Annotated in this window: 15 protein-coding genes; 3 read left to right on the plus strand and 12 right to left on the minus strand. The window is 55.5% G+C overall.

Going from position 1 to position 16,274, the window contains the following annotated elements; genetic code table 11:
* Nucleotides 1–5: 5 nt before the first annotated feature.
* The 9 genes from CA832_RS04635 to CA832_RS04675 form a co-directional block, all read right to left on the minus strand.
* The gene (locus tag CA832_RS04635; protein WP_088340368.1) at nt 6–1,475 is read right to left on the minus strand and encodes a vanadium-dependent haloperoxidase; all 1,470 of its coding nucleotides are present in this window, start codon (nt 1,473–1,475) and stop codon (nt 6–8) included.
* 43 nt (nt 1,476–1,518) lie between these two features.
* The gene (locus CA832_RS04640) at nt 1,519–2,223 is read right to left on the minus strand and encodes a sulfite exporter TauE/SafE family protein (protein ID WP_088340369.1); all 705 of its coding nucleotides are present in this window, start codon (nt 2,221–2,223) and stop codon (nt 1,519–1,521) included.
* Between the two features lie 154 nt (nt 2,224–2,377).
* Entirely contained in the window at nt 2,378–2,824 is a 447-nt protein-coding gene (locus tag CA832_RS04645) for a FixH family protein (protein WP_088340370.1), read from the minus strand.
* 5 nt (nt 2,825–2,829) lie between these two features.
* Complete coding sequence (gene ccoG / locus CA832_RS04650) at nt 2,830–4,248, minus strand: cytochrome c oxidase accessory protein CcoG (RefSeq protein ID WP_088340371.1); 1,419 nt, start codon at nt 4,246–4,248, stop codon at nt 2,830–2,832.
* Nucleotides 4,249–4,298: 50 nt separating this feature from the next.
* On the minus strand, nt 4,299–5,273 hold the full coding sequence (locus CA832_RS04655; RefSeq protein ID WP_088340372.1) for a cbb3-type cytochrome c oxidase N-terminal domain-containing protein: 975 nt from the start codon (nt 5,271–5,273) through the stop codon (nt 4,299–4,301).
* Nucleotides 5,270–5,461, minus strand: a complete 192-nt coding sequence (locus tag CA832_RS04660) for a CcoQ/FixQ family Cbb3-type cytochrome c oxidase assembly chaperone (RefSeq protein WP_088340373.1) — start codon at nt 5,459–5,461, stop codon at nt 5,270–5,272. The genes CA832_RS04655 and CA832_RS04660 overlap by 4 nt, the downstream gene beginning before the upstream one ends.
* Before the next feature lie 3 nt (nt 5,462–5,464).
* Entirely contained in the window at nt 5,465–7,666 is a 2,202-nt protein-coding gene (ccoN, locus tag CA832_RS04665) for a cytochrome-c oxidase, cbb3-type subunit I (protein ID WP_088340374.1), read from the minus strand.
* A gap of 10 nt (nt 7,667–7,676) precedes the next feature.
* A complete protein-coding gene (gene ccoS / locus CA832_RS04670) occupies nt 7,677–7,871 on the minus strand; it encodes a cbb3-type cytochrome oxidase assembly protein CcoS (protein ID WP_088340375.1) in 195 nt (64 codons plus the stop codon).
* 85 nt (nt 7,872–7,956) lie between these two features.
* Nucleotides 7,957–10,329 carry a heavy metal translocating P-type ATPase gene (locus CA832_RS04675; protein ID WP_088340376.1) on the minus strand — a complete coding sequence of 791 codons (2,373 nt, stop codon included), beginning with the start codon at nt 10,327–10,329 and terminating at the stop codon, nt 7,957–7,959.
* Nucleotides 10,330–10,528: 199 nt separating this feature from the next.
* Here CA832_RS04675 and CA832_RS04680 point away from each other — a divergent pair, with 199 nt between their 5' ends.
* Nucleotides 10,529–11,164 carry a Crp/Fnr family transcriptional regulator gene (locus CA832_RS04680; protein ID WP_088340759.1) on the plus strand — a complete coding sequence of 212 codons (636 nt, stop codon included), beginning with the start codon at nt 10,529–10,531 and terminating at the stop codon, nt 11,162–11,164.
* Between the two features lie 91 nt (nt 11,165–11,255).
* Nucleotides 11,256–12,113 (plus strand): universal stress protein, encoded by an 858-nt coding sequence (locus CA832_RS04685; protein ID WP_088340377.1) that lies wholly within the window; start codon nt 11,256–11,258, stop codon nt 12,111–12,113.
* Here the strand turns inward: CA832_RS04685 and CA832_RS04690 are convergent.
* Complete coding sequence (locus CA832_RS04690) at nt 12,110–12,346, minus strand: hypothetical protein (RefSeq protein ID WP_088340378.1); 237 nt, start codon at nt 12,344–12,346, stop codon at nt 12,110–12,112. The two genes, CA832_RS04685 and CA832_RS04690, sit on opposite strands and share 4 nt — an antisense overlap.
* Nucleotides 12,347–12,407: 61 nt before the next feature.
* A complete protein-coding gene (locus CA832_RS04695) occupies nt 12,408–13,562 on the minus strand; it encodes a hypothetical protein (protein ID WP_088340379.1) in 1,155 nt (384 codons plus the stop codon).
* A 598-nt stretch (nt 13,563–14,160) separates the two neighbouring features.
* On the opposite strand from CA832_RS04695, the gene CA832_RS04700 reads away from it, so the two are divergent.
* Nucleotides 14,161–15,318 (plus strand): homogentisate 1,2-dioxygenase, encoded by a 1,158-nt coding sequence (locus tag CA832_RS04700; RefSeq protein ID WP_088340760.1) that lies wholly within the window; start codon nt 14,161–14,163, stop codon nt 15,316–15,318.
* On the opposite strand, the gene hutG is transcribed toward CA832_RS04700, so the two are convergent.
* On the minus strand, nt 15,310–16,272 hold the full coding sequence (gene hutG / locus CA832_RS04705; RefSeq protein ID WP_088340380.1) for a formimidoylglutamase: 963 nt from the start codon (nt 16,270–16,272) through the stop codon (nt 15,310–15,312). The two genes, CA832_RS04700 and hutG, sit on opposite strands and share 9 nt — an antisense overlap.
* Nucleotides 16,273–16,274 lie beyond the last annotated feature (2 nt).

Genomic DNA, 16,274 nt, shown 5'->3' on the forward strand with positions numbered 1-16,274 from the left:
GCAGCTTATGGCTTCTCTGCCCCGATATGCTCCTGGTAAAATGCCCAGGCCCTTCGGGCTACGTCTCGGCCCAATTCCAGCCCGGCGATATTATCGGCCTGGATGTGGTATCCGCCCATAACCCGGGAGATACCCGCCATTTCGGCGGCCTCGGTAAAGGTGGGGAACTCCAGTACCACCGTATCGCCGTAATGGGCAGGGTCTGTTTCCGTAAGAGAGCCCGGGACCAGGGAAACCTTCTCCCCGAAATAATCGTCGCCCGTAAACAGGCGGAGGGCTTCCCCGCAGGCGCCGCTAACGGTACTGTGGCCGGAGGTATAGCTCGGGAAGGGCGGGCAGAGGAAGGTCTCAGGGGAGTAGGGCCTCCATTGCTCTCCGGGCATGTCCATCATCCCCTTTCCGGGGCCGCCCCAGGCTTTGATGACCTGCCCCTGGTAATAATCATGCACCAGGGCGTATGGCCTGGCAAAGTCATAGAACATCTTGGAATCCCAGGAGGCGATAAAGGCATCCATGGCCGTAACCTGGTTCAGGAAGTACATTTTTACATCCTGGTCGAGGGTGTGCTGGTCGCGGCGGCTTACATCCTGTGCGAACTTGAGCCAGTGCCCGGCCTGCTGTACGGATTTGGGCCCGTCCCGCATGAATTCCACCAGGGCCTTGTCTGCATCGGTCAGGTTGGCCTGCATCTCGATCACTTCCTGCACTTCGCGCTCCAGTTGTTCGGAACCCACCATGGGTGGGGGTCCCGGGCGGAACTGGCTGGCGGAATCCAGGGCAATAGGCGCTACTTCCTGCCAGTAGGGGGTAAGGCATTCGGGGGCGTACCGCCCGCCCTTGCCATCCGCGAAATACTTCGGCTGCCAGCGGTTGATATCCGTGTTGTTATCCGGGCTGTTTACCGGTTGGTACCCCGAGTAGTCAAAATAGGGGGTGCCCTCAGATCCGGGTTCCTCCCCATACTGGTTGGCGCCATCGCCCTTTCGGGCTGCGATGACGGCCTGGGCAGCCAGGTTGCCGATCCCGGCTGGGGTAGTGGGGTCTGTACTGTGGTTGTCCGGGTCCAGTCCCAACTCCTTCATAAAGTCCCGGAAAAGGGTGCTGTCGGAATAGTAATATTCATTCATGGCCCGCAGCGCGGCATAGCTGATGGCGACCTCCTTGTTTTCCAGGGTGCGTTCTGCTTCGGGGACTCGTGCTACCCCTTGCAGGTAAACCGGGGTGGCATTGGCGTCGTAGCGGCTCCAGGCGTCGAAGACCGCAGTAAAAATCAACCCGAGGTAGCGGGAGGTAATGGTGGGTCTTGGGTTGAAGCGTTCCGTATCCAGGGCAGTGGCCTCCAGTGCCATCTCCCCCCATTGGTAGGCGATATTTTCGGCTCCCGTGGGTTCCGGTTCCTGGGCCTGTTTTTGGGTTGCCGGCCCGCAGGCGGCAATAGCGAATAACAAAAGCGGGAAAATCAGTAACCTTTTCATCGGATCTGGTAGTTGTTTTAGTAGACGCGGCAAAAATACAATTTTAACTGTGGCAGGCCTGAGCCGCGGTAACCTGCGTCCCCTGGGGAGGTGGTGAGATGTAAGGGATGCCCAGCCCCATGCCCCTGAGGATAAACAACATCCCTATGATCACCACAAACACGGGAATGGCCTTCCTTAAAACAGGCGCCCATTTTCCCTTAAAAAATTTACCCAGGAGTGCTGCTGCACTCATCAGCGGGATGGTGCCCGCCCCAAAGAGCATCATATACAATGCGCCCTCCGGGGCCGAAGCCAGGGCCAGGGCGCCCACAAGGGCCATATAAACCAACCCACAGGGGAGAAAGCCATTGAGGAAGCCGATACTCAGGAAGGTGTCTGCACTGCCCTCCCGTAATTGCTTACCCAGGGCAGCCTGTAATTTGCCCACCCAGCGGTAGAGGGGGCGGGTAAGCCCCCAGTTCCGGAACCAATGCCCCGGAAGCAGGACCGTCAGGATCATAATGACCCCAACGGCAATGGACAGTTTTTGCTGAAAGCCAAACAGGTAGAGCCCTTTCCCTACGAGCCCGAAAACCAACCCGATAACCCCGTAGGCCAGGATACGCCCCAGGTGGTACAACCCCAGCTGGGCGTACTTCAGGGCCGGCCGCTCCCGGTGCAGGGGCAGCATAAAGGCAATGGGGCCGCACATGCCGATACAGTGCAGGCTTCCCATAAGGCCGAGGATTAGTGCGGTTGCGAGCATGCTTTATGTGCTAATGTGTTAATGTGCTAATGTGCAAATGTGCTAATGTGTTAATGTGCAAATGCTATGATTCCTATTCTTATAAAGGTTAATTTGATTATCCTATCAGTTTACCATCCAATTAGCACATTAGCAATTTTTCAAATCAGCATATTCAATAGGTAAACCTGCCCCGGTACAGGTAGGGCTTCCCCTGGTATTCCCATTCCAGACGAATGTCCCAGCGGCCATCCACCAAGCGGCTTTCGGGTATGAGCAACAAAGTATCGGAAATTGTAATGGAGGTAACAAAATCCAATTGCTTGTTGGATGGCCTATAAAGGGACATGGTTCCGGTTATATCTGAGGGGTTCATTCCTTCGGGGAATTGGATGCCAAGGCCGCCATCTACATGCGCAATGCGCACTTCGCCCCCAAAGGCTTTCAGGTTGGCGGAAGCATCGAGGTCTCCCTGGTATTTCAACTCTTTCCGGTAATATTCGTCGGTAACCATATCGTGGTCTGCCTTCGGGTCGCTGCTGGCGATGTACACGAAGTACAGGATAAAGCTGATAAAGGCTACAAAGGCGAGTACGATGCCGGTTCCCCAGTTGATTTTCATATTTACTATTTATAAGCCCTTGGTGCCAGGAACCGGGTCTTGGCTGTCTCGATGAGCCGGTCCCCGCTGTACACCCCTATTTCCAGCTGGTCTTTGTCCCCGCTGAGGGCCGCGTTATTGATTTCTATAAACAGGGTGCCCTCGCTCAGGTCCTGGGCGGGCACCTCAAACCCATCGCCCTTCACCATCCTGAGGGTTCCCTTGTGGGAAAGCAGCTCAAAGCGGATATCGGGGATGGGATCGCTGGTTTTGTTTACCAGTTTGTAGGTATATACATTGCTGATGATGTTGTCTGCCTTCCGCTCATAGAGCTGCCCCGGCAGGCGGAGGATGGTCGCTTCCAGGTCGTTGCGCAAAAAGAGCATGCCAATCAGGGTGCCGGTCAGGATAAACAGCACGGCCGCGTACCCCTTCATCCGGGGGGTAAAGCGAAATTTTTCTTTTTTGACAATCTCGTCCTCGCTGGCATAGCGGATAAGGCCTTTGGGCAGGCCAACCCGTTCCATGATGGTGTCGCATTCGTCTATACAAGCCGTACAGTTCACACACTCCAGCTGGGTGCCATTGCGGATATCGATCCCGGTAGGACATACGTGCACGCATTGCTTACAATCGATACAATCTCCGTATCCCTGGGCCTGGCGGTCTTCGCCTTTCCGGAATTTCTTCCGGCCGTTTTTGCCTTCGCCCCGTTTGTGGTCGTAGGCGACCACCACGGTTTTATTGTCGAGCAGGACGCCCTGCATCCGGCCGTAGGGGCAGGCGATGATACAAACCTGTTCGCGGAACCAGGCAAAGACAAAATAGAAGACTCCCGTAAAAATGAGGAGCGCTACCAGGGTTCCGGTATGGGCAGCCGGCCCCTCGGTAATGTAGCGGATAAGGGTATCGCTGCTAATCAGGTAAGCCAGGAAAATGTTGGCAATAAGGAAGGAGATCGCAAAGAAGACCACCAGCTTCAGGCCGCGCTTGCGGATTTTCTCCGCATTCCAGGGCTGTTTGGCCAGTCGCATCTGGGCCCCGCGGTCCCCTTCGATCCAGTACTCGATCCTACGGAAGACCATCTCCATAAAAATCGTCTGGGGGCACATCCACCCGCAGAAGATCCGCCCGAAGGCCACTGTAAACAGGGCCACAAAAATCACCCCGATGATCATGGAGATCACAAACAGGTGGAAATCCTGGGGCCAGAACGGAAACCCGAAGATGTTAAAACGCCGCTCCAGGACGTTGAACATCAGGAACTGGTTTCCGCCTACTTTAATAAACGGGGAGGCAAACAGGAAGGCGAGCAGGAAATAGCTCACCCATTTCCGGTAGGTGTAAAACCGTCCGCTGGGTTTTTTAGGAAAGACCCAGGCGCGTTTGCCTTCTTCATTGATCGTCGCGATCGAATCTCTGAATCGATCTTTGTCTTCAGCCATAATTTCGGTTGCTTCAGGGGTTCCCGGAACCTGCCCGGCCTGTCAGGAGCTTACTGCTCGGCTCCTTCCCCGACAGGGGCAACAGCATCGGCTTCCGATGGCGCTTCTGCTGCGGTGGAATCCACTTCCATCTCGCCCATAGCAGGGGCATCAGGGTCCTCATAGAGGTCCCCTTCCGCAGCCTTGGCGTCCGGCGGGTTGGTTCCGTGTAAACTAACTACATAACTGGCGACCTGGGCAATTTCTCCCGGCTTGAGGGTGGTCTTCCATGCGACCATCCCCTTGCCGTCCCGGCCACCTTCCGAAATGGTGTTGAAGATGTTTTTAATGCCTCCCCCGAGGATCCAGTAGTCGTCTGTGAGGTTGGGGCCAATGCTCCCACCCCCGTCAGCTTTATGGCAAACGGCACAGTTACCGGTAAAAATGGCTTCCCCTGCACTCAGGTCTGAGGCTTCGGTAAGCAATTCCACCGAACTGGCATCTACCAGGTCCTTGGCGGTTTTCTTGTATTCCTCCACGGCCAGCCGGGCCTCGGCCATTTCCTGCTCGAATTCCTCCTTCTGGGTGTAATCGCCCATAATGTGGAAACGGACCAGGTAAATGGCACCGAAGATGATGGTGGCGTAGAAGAGGTAAATCCACCACGGCGGGAGCCGGTTGTCTAGCTCCTTGATGCCGTCGTAGTTGTGGTCGAGGACAATCTCGCCCTCCTGTTCAATCGGTTTACTTGCGGTAAGCTTATCGTAGATGCGCTTGCCCCAGGCCCACTGACGCGGCTTGCTCTGGGCCGCGAGGTAGCGCTCCTTGGCCTCCTCCGAGAGGGTCTGGAACATGATGTTCTCGATGGACTTCAGAATGAGTTCTATAGCGATCAGCAACAGGAGCACCATCAGCAGGAAGAACTGCGTGATGGGATAGGTGATAAATGCGGGTTTTTCTCCCGAGTCGATAAAGTATTCCATCAACGCGAATACGAGGAAGAATAGCACGGTAACCCGGATCCATGACGGTACTGAATTTCTCATTGGTCTGAAGCTTTAGTTGGTTGATCGTCTAAGGGCAGTTCGCTCATTTTCTTAACGTGCTGCTTGGAGGTAGTGGCCACCCACCAGAACAACACCACGAAGAAGACGAAGAATATAATCAGGGAGATCATGGGGTAGGTCGCTACCCCGTCGATGGTCTCCATATGTTCTTTGACAAACTTTAGCATGGCTTAGCGTTTTTCGGATGCGATCTCCGTGTTCTGTTCTACTTTGATGTCGGTACCCAGGCGTTGCAGGTAGGCGATCATCGCTACGATTTCCCGGTTACGCATCTCGATAAACTCCTCACCGTTGTCCCGGGCATATTGCTTCTGCTCTTCATAGCTGCGGGCAAATTCCGGGTCGGTATAGAGGTTTTGCTCAATTTGTGCGGCCTGGGCATCCATGGACTCAAAAGCCCCGGCAATATCCTCATCCGTATAGGGCACCCCAAGTGTGACCATGGCCCGCATTTTATCCTGTACCGCGCTGCGGTCGTGCTCGTTGCGCACCAGCCACTGGTAGGCCGGCATGATGGAGCCGGAGGAGGTACTCTGCGGGTCGTACATGTGGTTCAGGTGCCAGCTGTCTGAATACTTGCCTCCCACGCGCAGCAGGTCGGGCCCGGTGCGCTTGCTTCCCCAAAGGAAGGGGTGGTCGTATACAAATTCCCCGGCTTTGGCGTATTCCCCGTAGCGTTCCACCTCACTGCGGAACGGTCTGATCATCTGGGAGTGGCAGCCCACGCAGCCCTCGCGGATATACAGGTCACGTCCCTCCAGTTCCAGGGGCGTATAGGGCTTCACGCTGGTAATGGTCGGGATATTGGACTCCACCAGCAGGGTGGGGATGATCTGGACGATCCCCCCAATGAGGATGGCAATAGTGGTTAACACTGCAAAGCGCACGGGCAGGCGCTCCAGCCAGGTATGGTATTTTTCCCCGGCCTGGCGGCGGGAATTCACCCGCGCCAGGGCTGGGGCCTCGGCCAGTTCGTCTTCCACCCCACTACCGGAGCGAACTGTGGCAATAATGTTGTAGAGCATCACGAACATCCCGATCAGGTACATAGTACCACCAATGGCACGCATCCAGTACATCGGGAGGATTTCGTTGACAGTTTCCAGGAAGTTACCGTACACCAGGGTGCCATCCGGGTTGAAATCTTTCCACATAAGGGCCTGGGTAAATCCGGACACGTACATGGGCAGGGCGTAGAGCACGATACCCAGGGTGCCGATCCAGAAGTGGAAATTGGCCAGGGGAACAGAGTGCAGGCGGGTCTTGAACATTTTGGGGATGAGCCAGTATACCATCCCGAAAGTCAGGAACCCATTCCAGGCCAGTGCCCCAACGTGTACGTGGGCAATAATCCAGTCGCTGAAGTGCGCAATGGCGTTCACGTTCTTCAGGGAAAGCATGGGCCCTTCGAAAGTGGCCATACCGTAACCGGTAATGGCGACTACCATAAACTTCAGGACGGGGTTGGTCCGAACCTTATCCCAGGCACCCCTGAGGGTAAGCAATCCGTTGATCATACCTCCCCAGGAAGGGGCGATCAGCATGACGGAGAAAACAACACCCAGGTTCTGTGCCCAGTCCGGAAGGGCGGAATACAGCAAGTGGTGCGGCCCGGCCCAGATATAGATAAAGATCAAAGACCAGAAGTGGACAATGGAAAGGCGGTAGGAGTAAACCGGCCGGTTAGCCGCCTTGGGTACAAAGTAATACATGAGCCCCAGAAAGGGAGTGGTCAGGAAGAAGGCCACCGCATTGTGGCCATACCACCATTGCACCAGGGCATCCTGTACCCCTGCGTAAACCGAATAGCTCTTCAGGGCGCTGACCGGCAATTCCAGGCTGTTAAAAATATGGAGGACCGCCACGGTAATAATGGTGGCCAGGTAGAACCAGATGGCCACGTAGAAGTGGCGTTGGCGCCGCTTCAGCAGGGTCCCTATGAAGTTCCAGGCGAAAACCACCCATACCACGGCTATTGCGATGTCTATGGGCCACTCCAGTTCTGCATATTCCTTGGAGGTGGTGTACCCCAGGGGAAGGGTCAGGGCAGCCGATACAATAATGAGCTGCCAGCCCCAGAAGTTGATGTTGCTCAACACGTCGTTGAACATACGGGCCTTAAGCAGGCGCTGGGTGGAATAGTACACCCCGGCAAACATGGCGTTGCCCACGAATGCAAAAATCACCGCGTTGGTGTGCAGCGGTCGGAGGCGGCCAAAACTCAACCACGAAATCCCGTCGGTTAGGTTCGGGAACAGGAACATAAAGGCGAGAAGCAAACCTACCAGCATACCCACCACGCCCCAGAGTAGGGTGGCGTACAGGAACTTCTGCACAATTTTGTTGTCGTAATGAAACTGTTGGACTTCCATAAAAGCGAATTTAGTTGGATTGTTCTGAGGGTTCGGCAGACGGGACTTCCCCTTTGTCCTTCACCACTTCGTCTTCGAATAACATGCGTACCGAAGGGGTATACGCGTCGTCGAACTGGCCATTGCGCACCGAGAAGACAAAGGCGGCAAAGAAAACCAGGGCTACCAATAGGCTGATAGCCAACAACATATAAATTACGCTCATACCCTTACGAAATTTAGGTGTAAAACTATACGGAAGCCTTCCGTCAAAATATGATATATATCAGTCTTTCTGTGATTCATTTCTATTACTCCAGTTTACGGCTAACCCAATTGCTGGCGGCGGTTGTAAAGGCCACGATGCTAATGGAGCTCAGCGGCATCAGGATGGCGGCTATAACGGGTTCCAACTGGCCGGTTACGGCAAAATACAGCCCTGCCAGGTTGTAGAGCAGGGACAGCGCAAAACTCACGCGGATAACCTGCATCCCTTTGCGCGAAACCTGCAGAAAACGGTCCAGCTGCGGGAACTGCCGGTGGTCCAGGATGGCGTCGCAGGCCGGGGTGAACAAATGGGCATCTTCGGAGATTGCAATCCCTACATGGCTCTGGGCCAGCGCCCCGGCATCGTTCAGCCCGTCGCCAACCATGGCCACCTGCTTTCCTTCCTGTTGCAATTCCCTGACAAAATGCAGTTTTTCCCGGGGGGATTGGTTGAAGTACATGGGGGTCAGCGGTGGCAAAAGGCTTTCGAGCGCCTCCTGCTCTGCGTTGTTGTCTCCGGAAAGGACTGCCAGGCTGTAGCGTTCCCTAAGCCTTTCGAACAAGGGGCCGGCGCCGTCGCGGTATTTGTTGCGGATCACGAAGCACCCTTTGTAGTCGTCATTCGCGCTGACATGTACTTCCGTACCTTCGCCTTCCGAGTTGCTGCCCCCTTTTACAAACCGGCGTGAGCCTACCCGGAGGGATTGCCCCATGGCGCTGCCTTCCAGCCCCATCCCCAGGTGTTCTTCGAAATGGTCCAGGGGGACGATGCGGAAGGGTTCCAGTTCCCGGTACAAGGCCTGGCTCAGGGGGTGGCCCGAGGCGCGCAGCAGGTTTTTGAGGGCCCCGGCTTCCTCCTCGCTTAATTCTATCCCGTTATAGGTAATGCTGTTTTGCTGGGCGGTACTGATGGTACCGGTCTTGTCGAAGATCAGGGTGTCTGCCTGGGCCATCCGCTCCAGGGCGTCTGTATCCTTGACATAAAACCCCTTGCGGCCGAAAATGCGCAGGAGGTTCCCCAGGGTAAAGGGCGCGGCCAGGGCAATGGCACAGGGGCAGGCGATGATCAGGACCGCGGTAAGAACATCCAGGGAGCGGGAAGGGTCTATCCAAAGCCAGGTGGCGGCGGCCACGGCGGCAATGGTGATCACGGCCAGGGTAAAGCGCTTGCCAATACGGTCTGTCAGGTTGCGGAAGGCTGAGCGGTGCCCTTTTGAAAAGGCGCTGTCGCTCCAGAGTTCGGTCAGGTAACTCTGAGAAACGGGTTTGAGTACCTCCACCTCAATAGGCCCCCCGAGTTGTTTGCCGCCGGCATAGATTTTCTCGCCGGAGGCCTTGACCACCGGGCGTGCCTCCCCGGTAACGAAGCTGTAGTCGATCTCTGCACTCCCGCGGATCAGGATGGCATCGGCCGGGATGAGGGATTGGCTGCGGATCAGCAGGCGGTCTCCGGTCTCCACCTCGTAAACGGGAACGTTCTCTTCCCTTCCGGAGATCAGCCGGGTGACGGCTATGGGAAAATAGGAGCGGTAATCCCGCTCGAAGGACAGATAGGAATAGGTGCGCTGCTGGAAATATTTGCCGAGGAGCAAAAAGAACACCAGCCCTGTGAGGCTGTCAAAAAAGCCACTTCCCCAGTCGAAGGCGATTTCCACCGTACTGCGGATAAAGAGCACGGCAATACCCAGGGCAATGGGCACATCGATGTTCAGTATCCGGCTGCGCAGCCCTTTATAGGCGGCCTTCATGTAGCCTGAGGCAGAGTAGATAACCACGGGGAGGGAGAGGGCAAACATGAGCCACCTGAAAAACCCCTTGTACTGCTCAATCCAGTATTCCCCGGTTTCGAAATATTCCGGGAAGGACAGGAACATGATATTGCCAAAGGCAAAGCCCGCAATGCCGAGTTGGTAGATGAGTCGGCGGTCCTTTTTCTGGTCTCTTCCGCTGTAGTGTTCCAGGGTGATGGAGGGCTCGTACCCGATGGCGGCCAGGAGCTGCACCAAATGCTTTAACCCGATCTTCTCCGGGTTAAAATGTACCCGTGCTTCTTTCCTGGGGAAATCGACCTGGCTGGAGAGTACCCCGGGGTTAAGCTTGTGCAGGTTTTCCAGGATCCAGATGCAGGAGCTGCAGTGGATGTGCGGGATATTCAGGGTGATTACCTGGTGGCTGGTGTCCTGAAAATCGAGCAGGCGGCCGGCGATGTCCGGGTCGTCCAGGAAATCGAATTTCCCTTCGATGGCCCGGGGGGAACTCCCTGCCGCACCCTCCAGCTCGTAGTAATAATCCAGTTGGTGGTCGTGCAGGATTTGGTAGACCGTTTTGCAGCCGGCACAGCAAAAATCCTTTTCATCGTACTGCACGGCCTGATTGCCACAGGGGTCGCCGCAGTGAAAGCAAGAGCTTCCTTCCATTCTGGTTAGTTGTTACCTCCTAAGTTAAGGGTTTGTCAATACCCCTGCAAAAATCGAATTTGTCAAAAAGGCAAAAGATGACATCTGTCAACTTTCAGAAATGTTCAAATTTGGCTACATTTACATAGGTTTTTTTTCGGGTATGGAAGAACATCGTTGCGAAAATTGCATTGTCAGGAAGTTCAACGCCCTGAGAGCTATGAGTAAGGAGGAACTCAAGGCTGTTTCCGATGCAAAGATCACCAAGTCCTTAAAAAAGGGCGACCCGCTTTTTGAGGAAGGCGAGAAGCTGAACGGCGTCTTTTGCGTAAGGGCAGGGGTCTCCAAACTGTCCAAGCTCAGTTCCAACGGCAAAGACCAGATTGTAAAGCTCGCTACCAAGGGCGAGGTTATCGGCCAGCGCTCGGTAGTGGCAGAGGAGACTTCAAACCTCAGTGCCAAGGCTGTAAGCGATATGGAAGTCTGCTTTATTCCCAAGGAAGCCATTGTCAGCACCCTCCACAAAAACCCGGACTTCACCTTTGAGGTCCTCAGGCATATGGCGCACGACCTTCGCGAGGCGGACGACGTTATTGTAAACATGTCCCAGAAGACCGTCAAACAACGTATTGCAGAAGCCTTGTTGTATCTCAAGACCAACTTCGGGGAAGACAGCGAGGGATTCCTGGCCCTGGTGCTTTCCCGGGAGGATATCGCCAATGTGGTGGGTACGGCCACCGAGTCCTGCATCCGCATCCTCTCCGAATTCCGCTCCAAAGGGTATATTGAAACCTCTGGAAAACGGATGGCCATTACCGATGAGCGGAAGCTCAGGGACCTGGCTGAAGGTTTTTAGGCCGGTTTAAAAAAAATACCAAACCTGACCATTATCATTATTTACGGCGCCTGCCACGGCTATATTTACCCCATGTTAGCCGGCATACGCCATGGAAATCGAACATCTTCTCATCCCGACCGACTTTTCGGATACCGCCCGAAACGCCACTGAGTATGCCCTTGGGTTTTTCCGCGAGGCTCCATGCACCGTCCACTTCCTTAATACCTATACCCCGGACTTTGTGCACAGCCGCGTGATGGCGGTGGCCCAGAACTCACCCTTTGAGGAAGACCAGATGGAACGGTTTTCCCGGGACGGCCTCGAACACCTGGTAGATGAATTGAACCAGGACGATGCCGCAGCCCGGTTTACGTTTACCACCACTGCATCCTTTAACCTGCTAACAGAGGAAATCCGCCAACAGGTGGAACTTCGGAATATAGACTTGATTGTTTCCGGCACTTCCGGTGCCAGCGGGCTTAGGGAAGTCTTCCTGGGTAGCAATACCGTCAGGATGCTTCGGGCCGCTTCCGACACCCCGGTACTGGCCGTACCCCGGGAGGCAGAATTTCGCATCCCCAGGAAGATAGGTTTTGTAACGGATTTTAACCGACCCTATTCGGTACGCCAGCTGGAACTCCTCTTTTATTTCGCCGAGCGGTTCGGGTCCGAGCTGGAAGTGATGCATATCGGCAAACCGGAATACCAGTCCGACCTCCAGGATTTTCACCGGGATCGGTTGTTCCAGGAACTAGACACCCTGCAACCCACCTTGTGTTGGATGGCTCCCGAAGCAGCAAAATCCCAGGTTATTGAAAACTATATCACGGATTCCGGGGTAGACCTCCTGGTTATGGTGCGCAATGAGCATAGCCCCCTGGAAGAACTCCTGCGCGAGCCCGTAGTCAAACGCGTGGCCTTCCATACCCGGGTTCCCCTGTTAGTACTACCCCCGGCCTGTATTTAACGCAGCAATTCCTCCTGTTTCCCAATCGGGTAGTCCTCATAGAAGTCCTCGAAGGTTTTATCGGTATGGTAGTGGTCCGTCAGGACCCTGTAAACCATAAAGACAACCATGGCCTGCCCGAGCACAGTGGCCCAGAATATCCAGTGGAAGGCGTAGCCCATGGTAGCTGCAATGGTAAGGAGTACCAGGAAGAGGGTGGTGAGCCCCACCCAGGTCATAGCGGAAATTTTCATTTTTGTTTTAAAAATACGCAATGCCTGCCCGGCCGGGTGTTAAAGGAACGATAATCCTGGCCTAGAGCATGGGGGAGCCAGAAGGCTTGCTGGGGTCTTTGGGCTGGATGGGATTAATCCCCAGGCGGGCAAAGAGGTACCACGCAGTGGCGGAAAGGCAGGGTTTGGTGTGGGCATGGTCCCAAAGGGCCACTGCCCCGTAGGAACTTCCGGGGTTGGTACTGTAGGGCAACCCCAGGGTATTGGAGTCCTCAAGACCCTGTATCATGGAGGCATCCAGGCTCCGAAGGGTGGTGCGGTAGGTAGTGCCCATCTCCATCTCGTTCTGGGCAACGGCGATTTGAGCTGTTCCCTCCAACCAGACCACATCGAGGTCCAGGTCAAAGCAATAGCCGGAAATCATGGCGTTGTTCATATAATGCCATTGTTCGGTCTGGAATTGCTGGGCACGGGAAAGGAATCCCGTAGCGTTTTCCGGCCAGATTAAGGCGGCGAGGGAATACAAATCGAGGGCCTGGGCGTACCGGGAAGACGGGGCTTCGGCCAGGAAGCCCTCTGCCTCGGCATCCCAGCGATGGGTGCGCAGGTAGTTTGCCAGGGACTCGTGGAAGGTATCATAGCCCGCAACAGCCTGGTAGGCGGTAATCATGCCCTCGGTTACCCTGACTATAGGGGTGCCATCCGCATTAAAGCCACTGCGCAACCCCCCATCGGGTTCCTGAAGGCTGCGGATCCAGGTATCCAGGGCCAGGATAACGGTGTCGTACCGCGAGTCCGTAAAGGTCTCTCTGTATTGCCTCAGGGCCAGTAGCAGCCAGGCATTATCCCCGAGCCAAATGCGGGAGGGCTCGGCCCCGGCCAGGTTCCGGAACTGGTAGAACCCCCCGCCGGTAGCGGCGAATTCGGACTCCAGGGTGTTTTTGTAATAATCGAAGATCCCCCGTGCCAGGTCAGGTTGTCCGGTTTTGGTGTAAAGGATGGCCGCCAGGGCATTGTCGTACAGGGAAACAAAGGAGGTTTGTTCGGCGCTTTCCAGCAGGCCGGCAGGGCCCTGCAGGGATGCTACCCAGCTCAGGGCTGCTTTAAGGGTGTCTACCGGTTGCCCTTTCTGGGCGGCAAAGGAGTCTGAGGTTCCTTCCGGAGTGGCCGCTTCTGGTTTCTGGCAACCCGTTAGGGTTATCATAAGCAGAAATATAAGGACAACGTTATTTTTCATGCGTTTGGGGTGTCTATCAAAAATAACTGCACCTTTCCGGAAATACCCCTACCGTGGGATGAAGGACCTTGGAGTATCGACCAATGCCGGGGTAAGTATCGATAATCCCAAAAACAGGGTATTCATCGGATAGGGGGGATGGGCGTCATAACGGAGGGACCGGGCCGTTGACCGAATCACAACAACGGTTGGCGGACCGGAGTTGTAGTGCAATTCTGCCCCTGGGATGAGGAACTTTTGAAAAGCTTTTTTATCTTTGCCGTGTTGTGTTGTGTTCCCATAACAGGGAACCAAGGTCAGCGGCCGAAAGGTCGCTTCCAATGAAAGGCTTTCCGTTTCGGGAGGCTTTTTTTGTTTCGGACATGTTGTAAAGGCCTGAGTCAATCCCATTTTTCCTGGGCCTTCAGTTCTTTCGGAGTGGGCTGTTTGGTAAAAAGGGCCGTGTTTGGAGGAGCGATTCATGCTTCGGAGTTGGCTGGCCCACGCCCCCGGGGCATCCTGCCCTGCCCCCGCCAACAACCTAACCCCTTTCCCTGCAATCTCCCTTCGGGGAACCCTGAAATTTGTCGTATTTTTAAGGTGGAAAAAATCCGAACAAATGCCATTGTACCACAAGCTGGGGAAGATCCCCCATAAACGCCACACCACTTTCCGAAAGGCCGACGGGAGCCTGCATTACGAACAGCTCTTCGGGACCATCGGTTTTGACGGGATGTCTTCCCTGCTCTACCACCTGCACCGGCCTACCCAGGTAAAGGAAGTACTGGATGCCCTGGATGTAAGCCCCAGGGCTGCCGTGTCACACAATATGCATTCCCGCCTGTTGAAGGGTCTGGAGCTGACCCCAACAGACGATTATCTGGACAGCCGCAAAGTAGTCCTCTTCAATTCGGATGTCCATGTAGGGCTGGCAGCTCCCCGGAAATCCCAGACCGAATACTTTTACAAGAACGCAGATGCGGATGAGTTGCTCTTCGTCCACCAGGGTTCCGGCGTACTCAAGACTTTTATGGGGCAGATCCCCTTCGAATATGGGGATTACCTGCTTATCCCAAGGGGTATGATTTACCAGATCCACTTCGACGGGCCGGAGAACCGCCTGCTGGTGGTAGAATCCTACCACCCCATTTATACGCCCAAGCGCTACCGGAACTGGTTTGGGCAGCACTTGGAACACAGCCCGTTTTGTGAGCGGGATTTCAAACTCCCCCGAGATCTGGAAGCCTGGGATGAAAAGGGCGATTTCCTAATCAAGGTCAAAAAACAGGGGAAACTCCACCACCTGGTCTACGCTACCCACCCCTTCGATGTTGTAGGGTGGGACGGGTACAACTACCCTTACGGGTTTTCCATCCACGATTTTGAGCCCATTACGGGGCGCGTGCACCAGCCGCCTCCCGTGCATCAGACCTTTGAGACCTCCGCTTTTGTGGTTTGTTCCTTTGTGCCCAGGCTATACGATTACCACCCTGAAGCTATCCCGGCGCCCTATAACCACTCCAATATCGACTCGGATGAGGTCCTGTATTACGTGGATGGTGATTTTATGAGCCGTAAAGGTATCGACAAGGGGTATATTTCCCTTCACCCTGCGGGGATCCCCCATGGCCCGCACCCAGGTACTTACGAAGGCAGTATCGGCAAAAAAGGGACTGCGGAACTCGCCGTGATGGTAGATACCTTTAAACCCCTGATGCTCACCCAGGCCGCCCTGGACCTGGACGATGGGAAATACTACAAGTCCTGGCTAGAATAACCCTGGCCGGTGAGCCGAAAAATGGATCAGGCTGGCAGCGAGCCTCGCAGTCTGGCCATCCCGGTCCAACCCAGGGTTGCATTCGGCCAGATCCATGCTGATCACCTTCCCGGAATCCAGAAGCCAGCCCAGAAGGGGCAAGAGGTCTTCCGGGGCATACCCCATGGGCGAAGCTGCACTTACCCCGGGGGCAAAGGCAGACGAGAACCCATCCAGGTCAATGCTGATGTAGAGGGCGTCCAGACCTTCGCAAAATGCGCGGAGTTTGCGGATGACGTCCTTCTGATAGGTCCCTCCCATCTGCGCGCGTTCCACGACCAGAACCTCCCATTCCCGGGCACGGTCCCAGAGCTCCTGGGTATTGGCGTCCGGGCGGGCTCCTATGCAGGCATAGCGGAAGGACATGGCGTGCTCCTTGCAGGCCTCTGCCATCTGGAAATACGGGCTGCCGGAATGGGGCAGGGGAAGGGGGCGTCTCAGGTCAAAATGCGCATCGAAGTTAACCATGCCTAACCGGGTGCCCGCGGGCAGGAAGTCCACCAGGCCCTGGAAGTGGGCAAAGGCCATATCGTGACCACCCCCCAGGCCAATGGGGAAATACCCCAAACGAAGCAATTGGGAGACAGATTTTGCAAATCCGCGCTGGGCCGATTCCATGTCCGGGGCTGGGAGGAGGTTGCCGGCGTCGGTCCAAAGGGCCGGGCCACCGGAAAGGGCAGGTAACTTACCGAGGGCTGCACGGATGGCATTCGGGCCCCCGGCCGCGCCAACCCGGCCCTGGTTCCGGTGTACGCCAATATCGCAGCTGTACCCCAGCAGGGCAGGCGACCGCTGGTCCTGGACTCCGGTCTTCTGGTCCTGTAGGTCCAGCAGGCGGATGTGCTGATAGAGGTAGTCCCGTTGCTCTGTAGTCCGTCCGGTCCACCATCCGGCAATGGGTTTTTCGTATTTCATGA

It is taken from the genome of Robiginitalea sediminis (assembly GCF_002198115.1).
Taxonomy (GTDB): domain Bacteria; phylum Bacteroidota; class Bacteroidia; order Flavobacteriales; family Flavobacteriaceae; genus Robiginitalea; species Robiginitalea sediminis.

Excerpts from the sequence above, each read along its gene's own strand:
- CA832_RS04700 (WP_088340760.1), top strand. The coding sequence starts at position 14,161 with ATGCCATTGTACCACAAGCTGGGGAAGATCCCCCATAAACGCCACACC.
- CA832_RS04640 (WP_088340369.1), bottom strand. The coding sequence starts at position 2,223 with ATGCTCGCAACCGCACTAATCCTCGGCCTTATGGGAAGCCTGCACTGT.
- ccoN (WP_088340374.1), bottom strand. The coding sequence starts at position 7,666 with ATGGAAGTCCAACAGTTTCATTACGACAACAAAATTGTGCAGAAGTTC.
- CA832_RS04685 (WP_088340377.1), top strand. The coding sequence starts at position 11,256 with ATGGAAATCGAACATCTTCTCATCCCGACCGACTTTTCGGATACCGCC.
- ccoS (WP_088340375.1), bottom strand. The coding sequence starts at position 7,871 with ATGAGCGTAATTTATATGTTGTTGGCTATCAGCCTATTGGTAGCCCTG.
- CA832_RS04690 (WP_088340378.1), bottom strand. The coding sequence starts at position 12,346 with ATGAAAATTTCCGCTATGACCTGGGTGGGGCTCACCACCCTCTTCCTG.
- CA832_RS04655 (WP_088340372.1), bottom strand. The coding sequence starts at position 5,273 with ATGAGAAATTCAGTACCGTCATGGATCCGGGTTACCGTGCTATTCTTC.
- CA832_RS04660 (WP_088340373.1), bottom strand. The coding sequence starts at position 5,461 with ATGCTAAAGTTTGTCAAAGAACATATGGAGACCATCGACGGGGTAGCG.
- hutG (WP_088340380.1), bottom strand. The coding sequence starts at position 16,272 with ATGAAATACGAAAAACCCATTGCCGGATGGTGGACCGGACGGACTACA.
- ccoG (WP_088340371.1), bottom strand. The coding sequence starts at position 4,248 with ATGGCTGAAGACAAAGATCGATTCAGAGATTCGATCGCGACGATCAAT.
- CA832_RS04645 (WP_088340370.1), bottom strand. The coding sequence starts at position 2,824 with ATGAAAATCAACTGGGGAACCGGCATCGTACTCGCCTTTGTAGCCTTT.
- CA832_RS04680 (WP_088340759.1), top strand. The coding sequence starts at position 10,529 with ATGAGTAAGGAGGAACTCAAGGCTGTTTCCGATGCAAAGATCACCAAG.
- CA832_RS04635 (WP_088340368.1), bottom strand. The coding sequence starts at position 1,475 with ATGAAAAGGTTACTGATTTTCCCGCTTTTGTTATTCGCTATTGCCGCC.
- CA832_RS04675 (WP_088340376.1), bottom strand. The coding sequence starts at position 10,329 with ATGGAAGGAAGCTCTTGCTTTCACTGCGGCGACCCCTGTGGCAATCAG.
- CA832_RS04695 (WP_088340379.1), bottom strand. The coding sequence starts at position 13,562 with ATGAAAAATAACGTTGTCCTTATATTTCTGCTTATGATAACCCTAACG.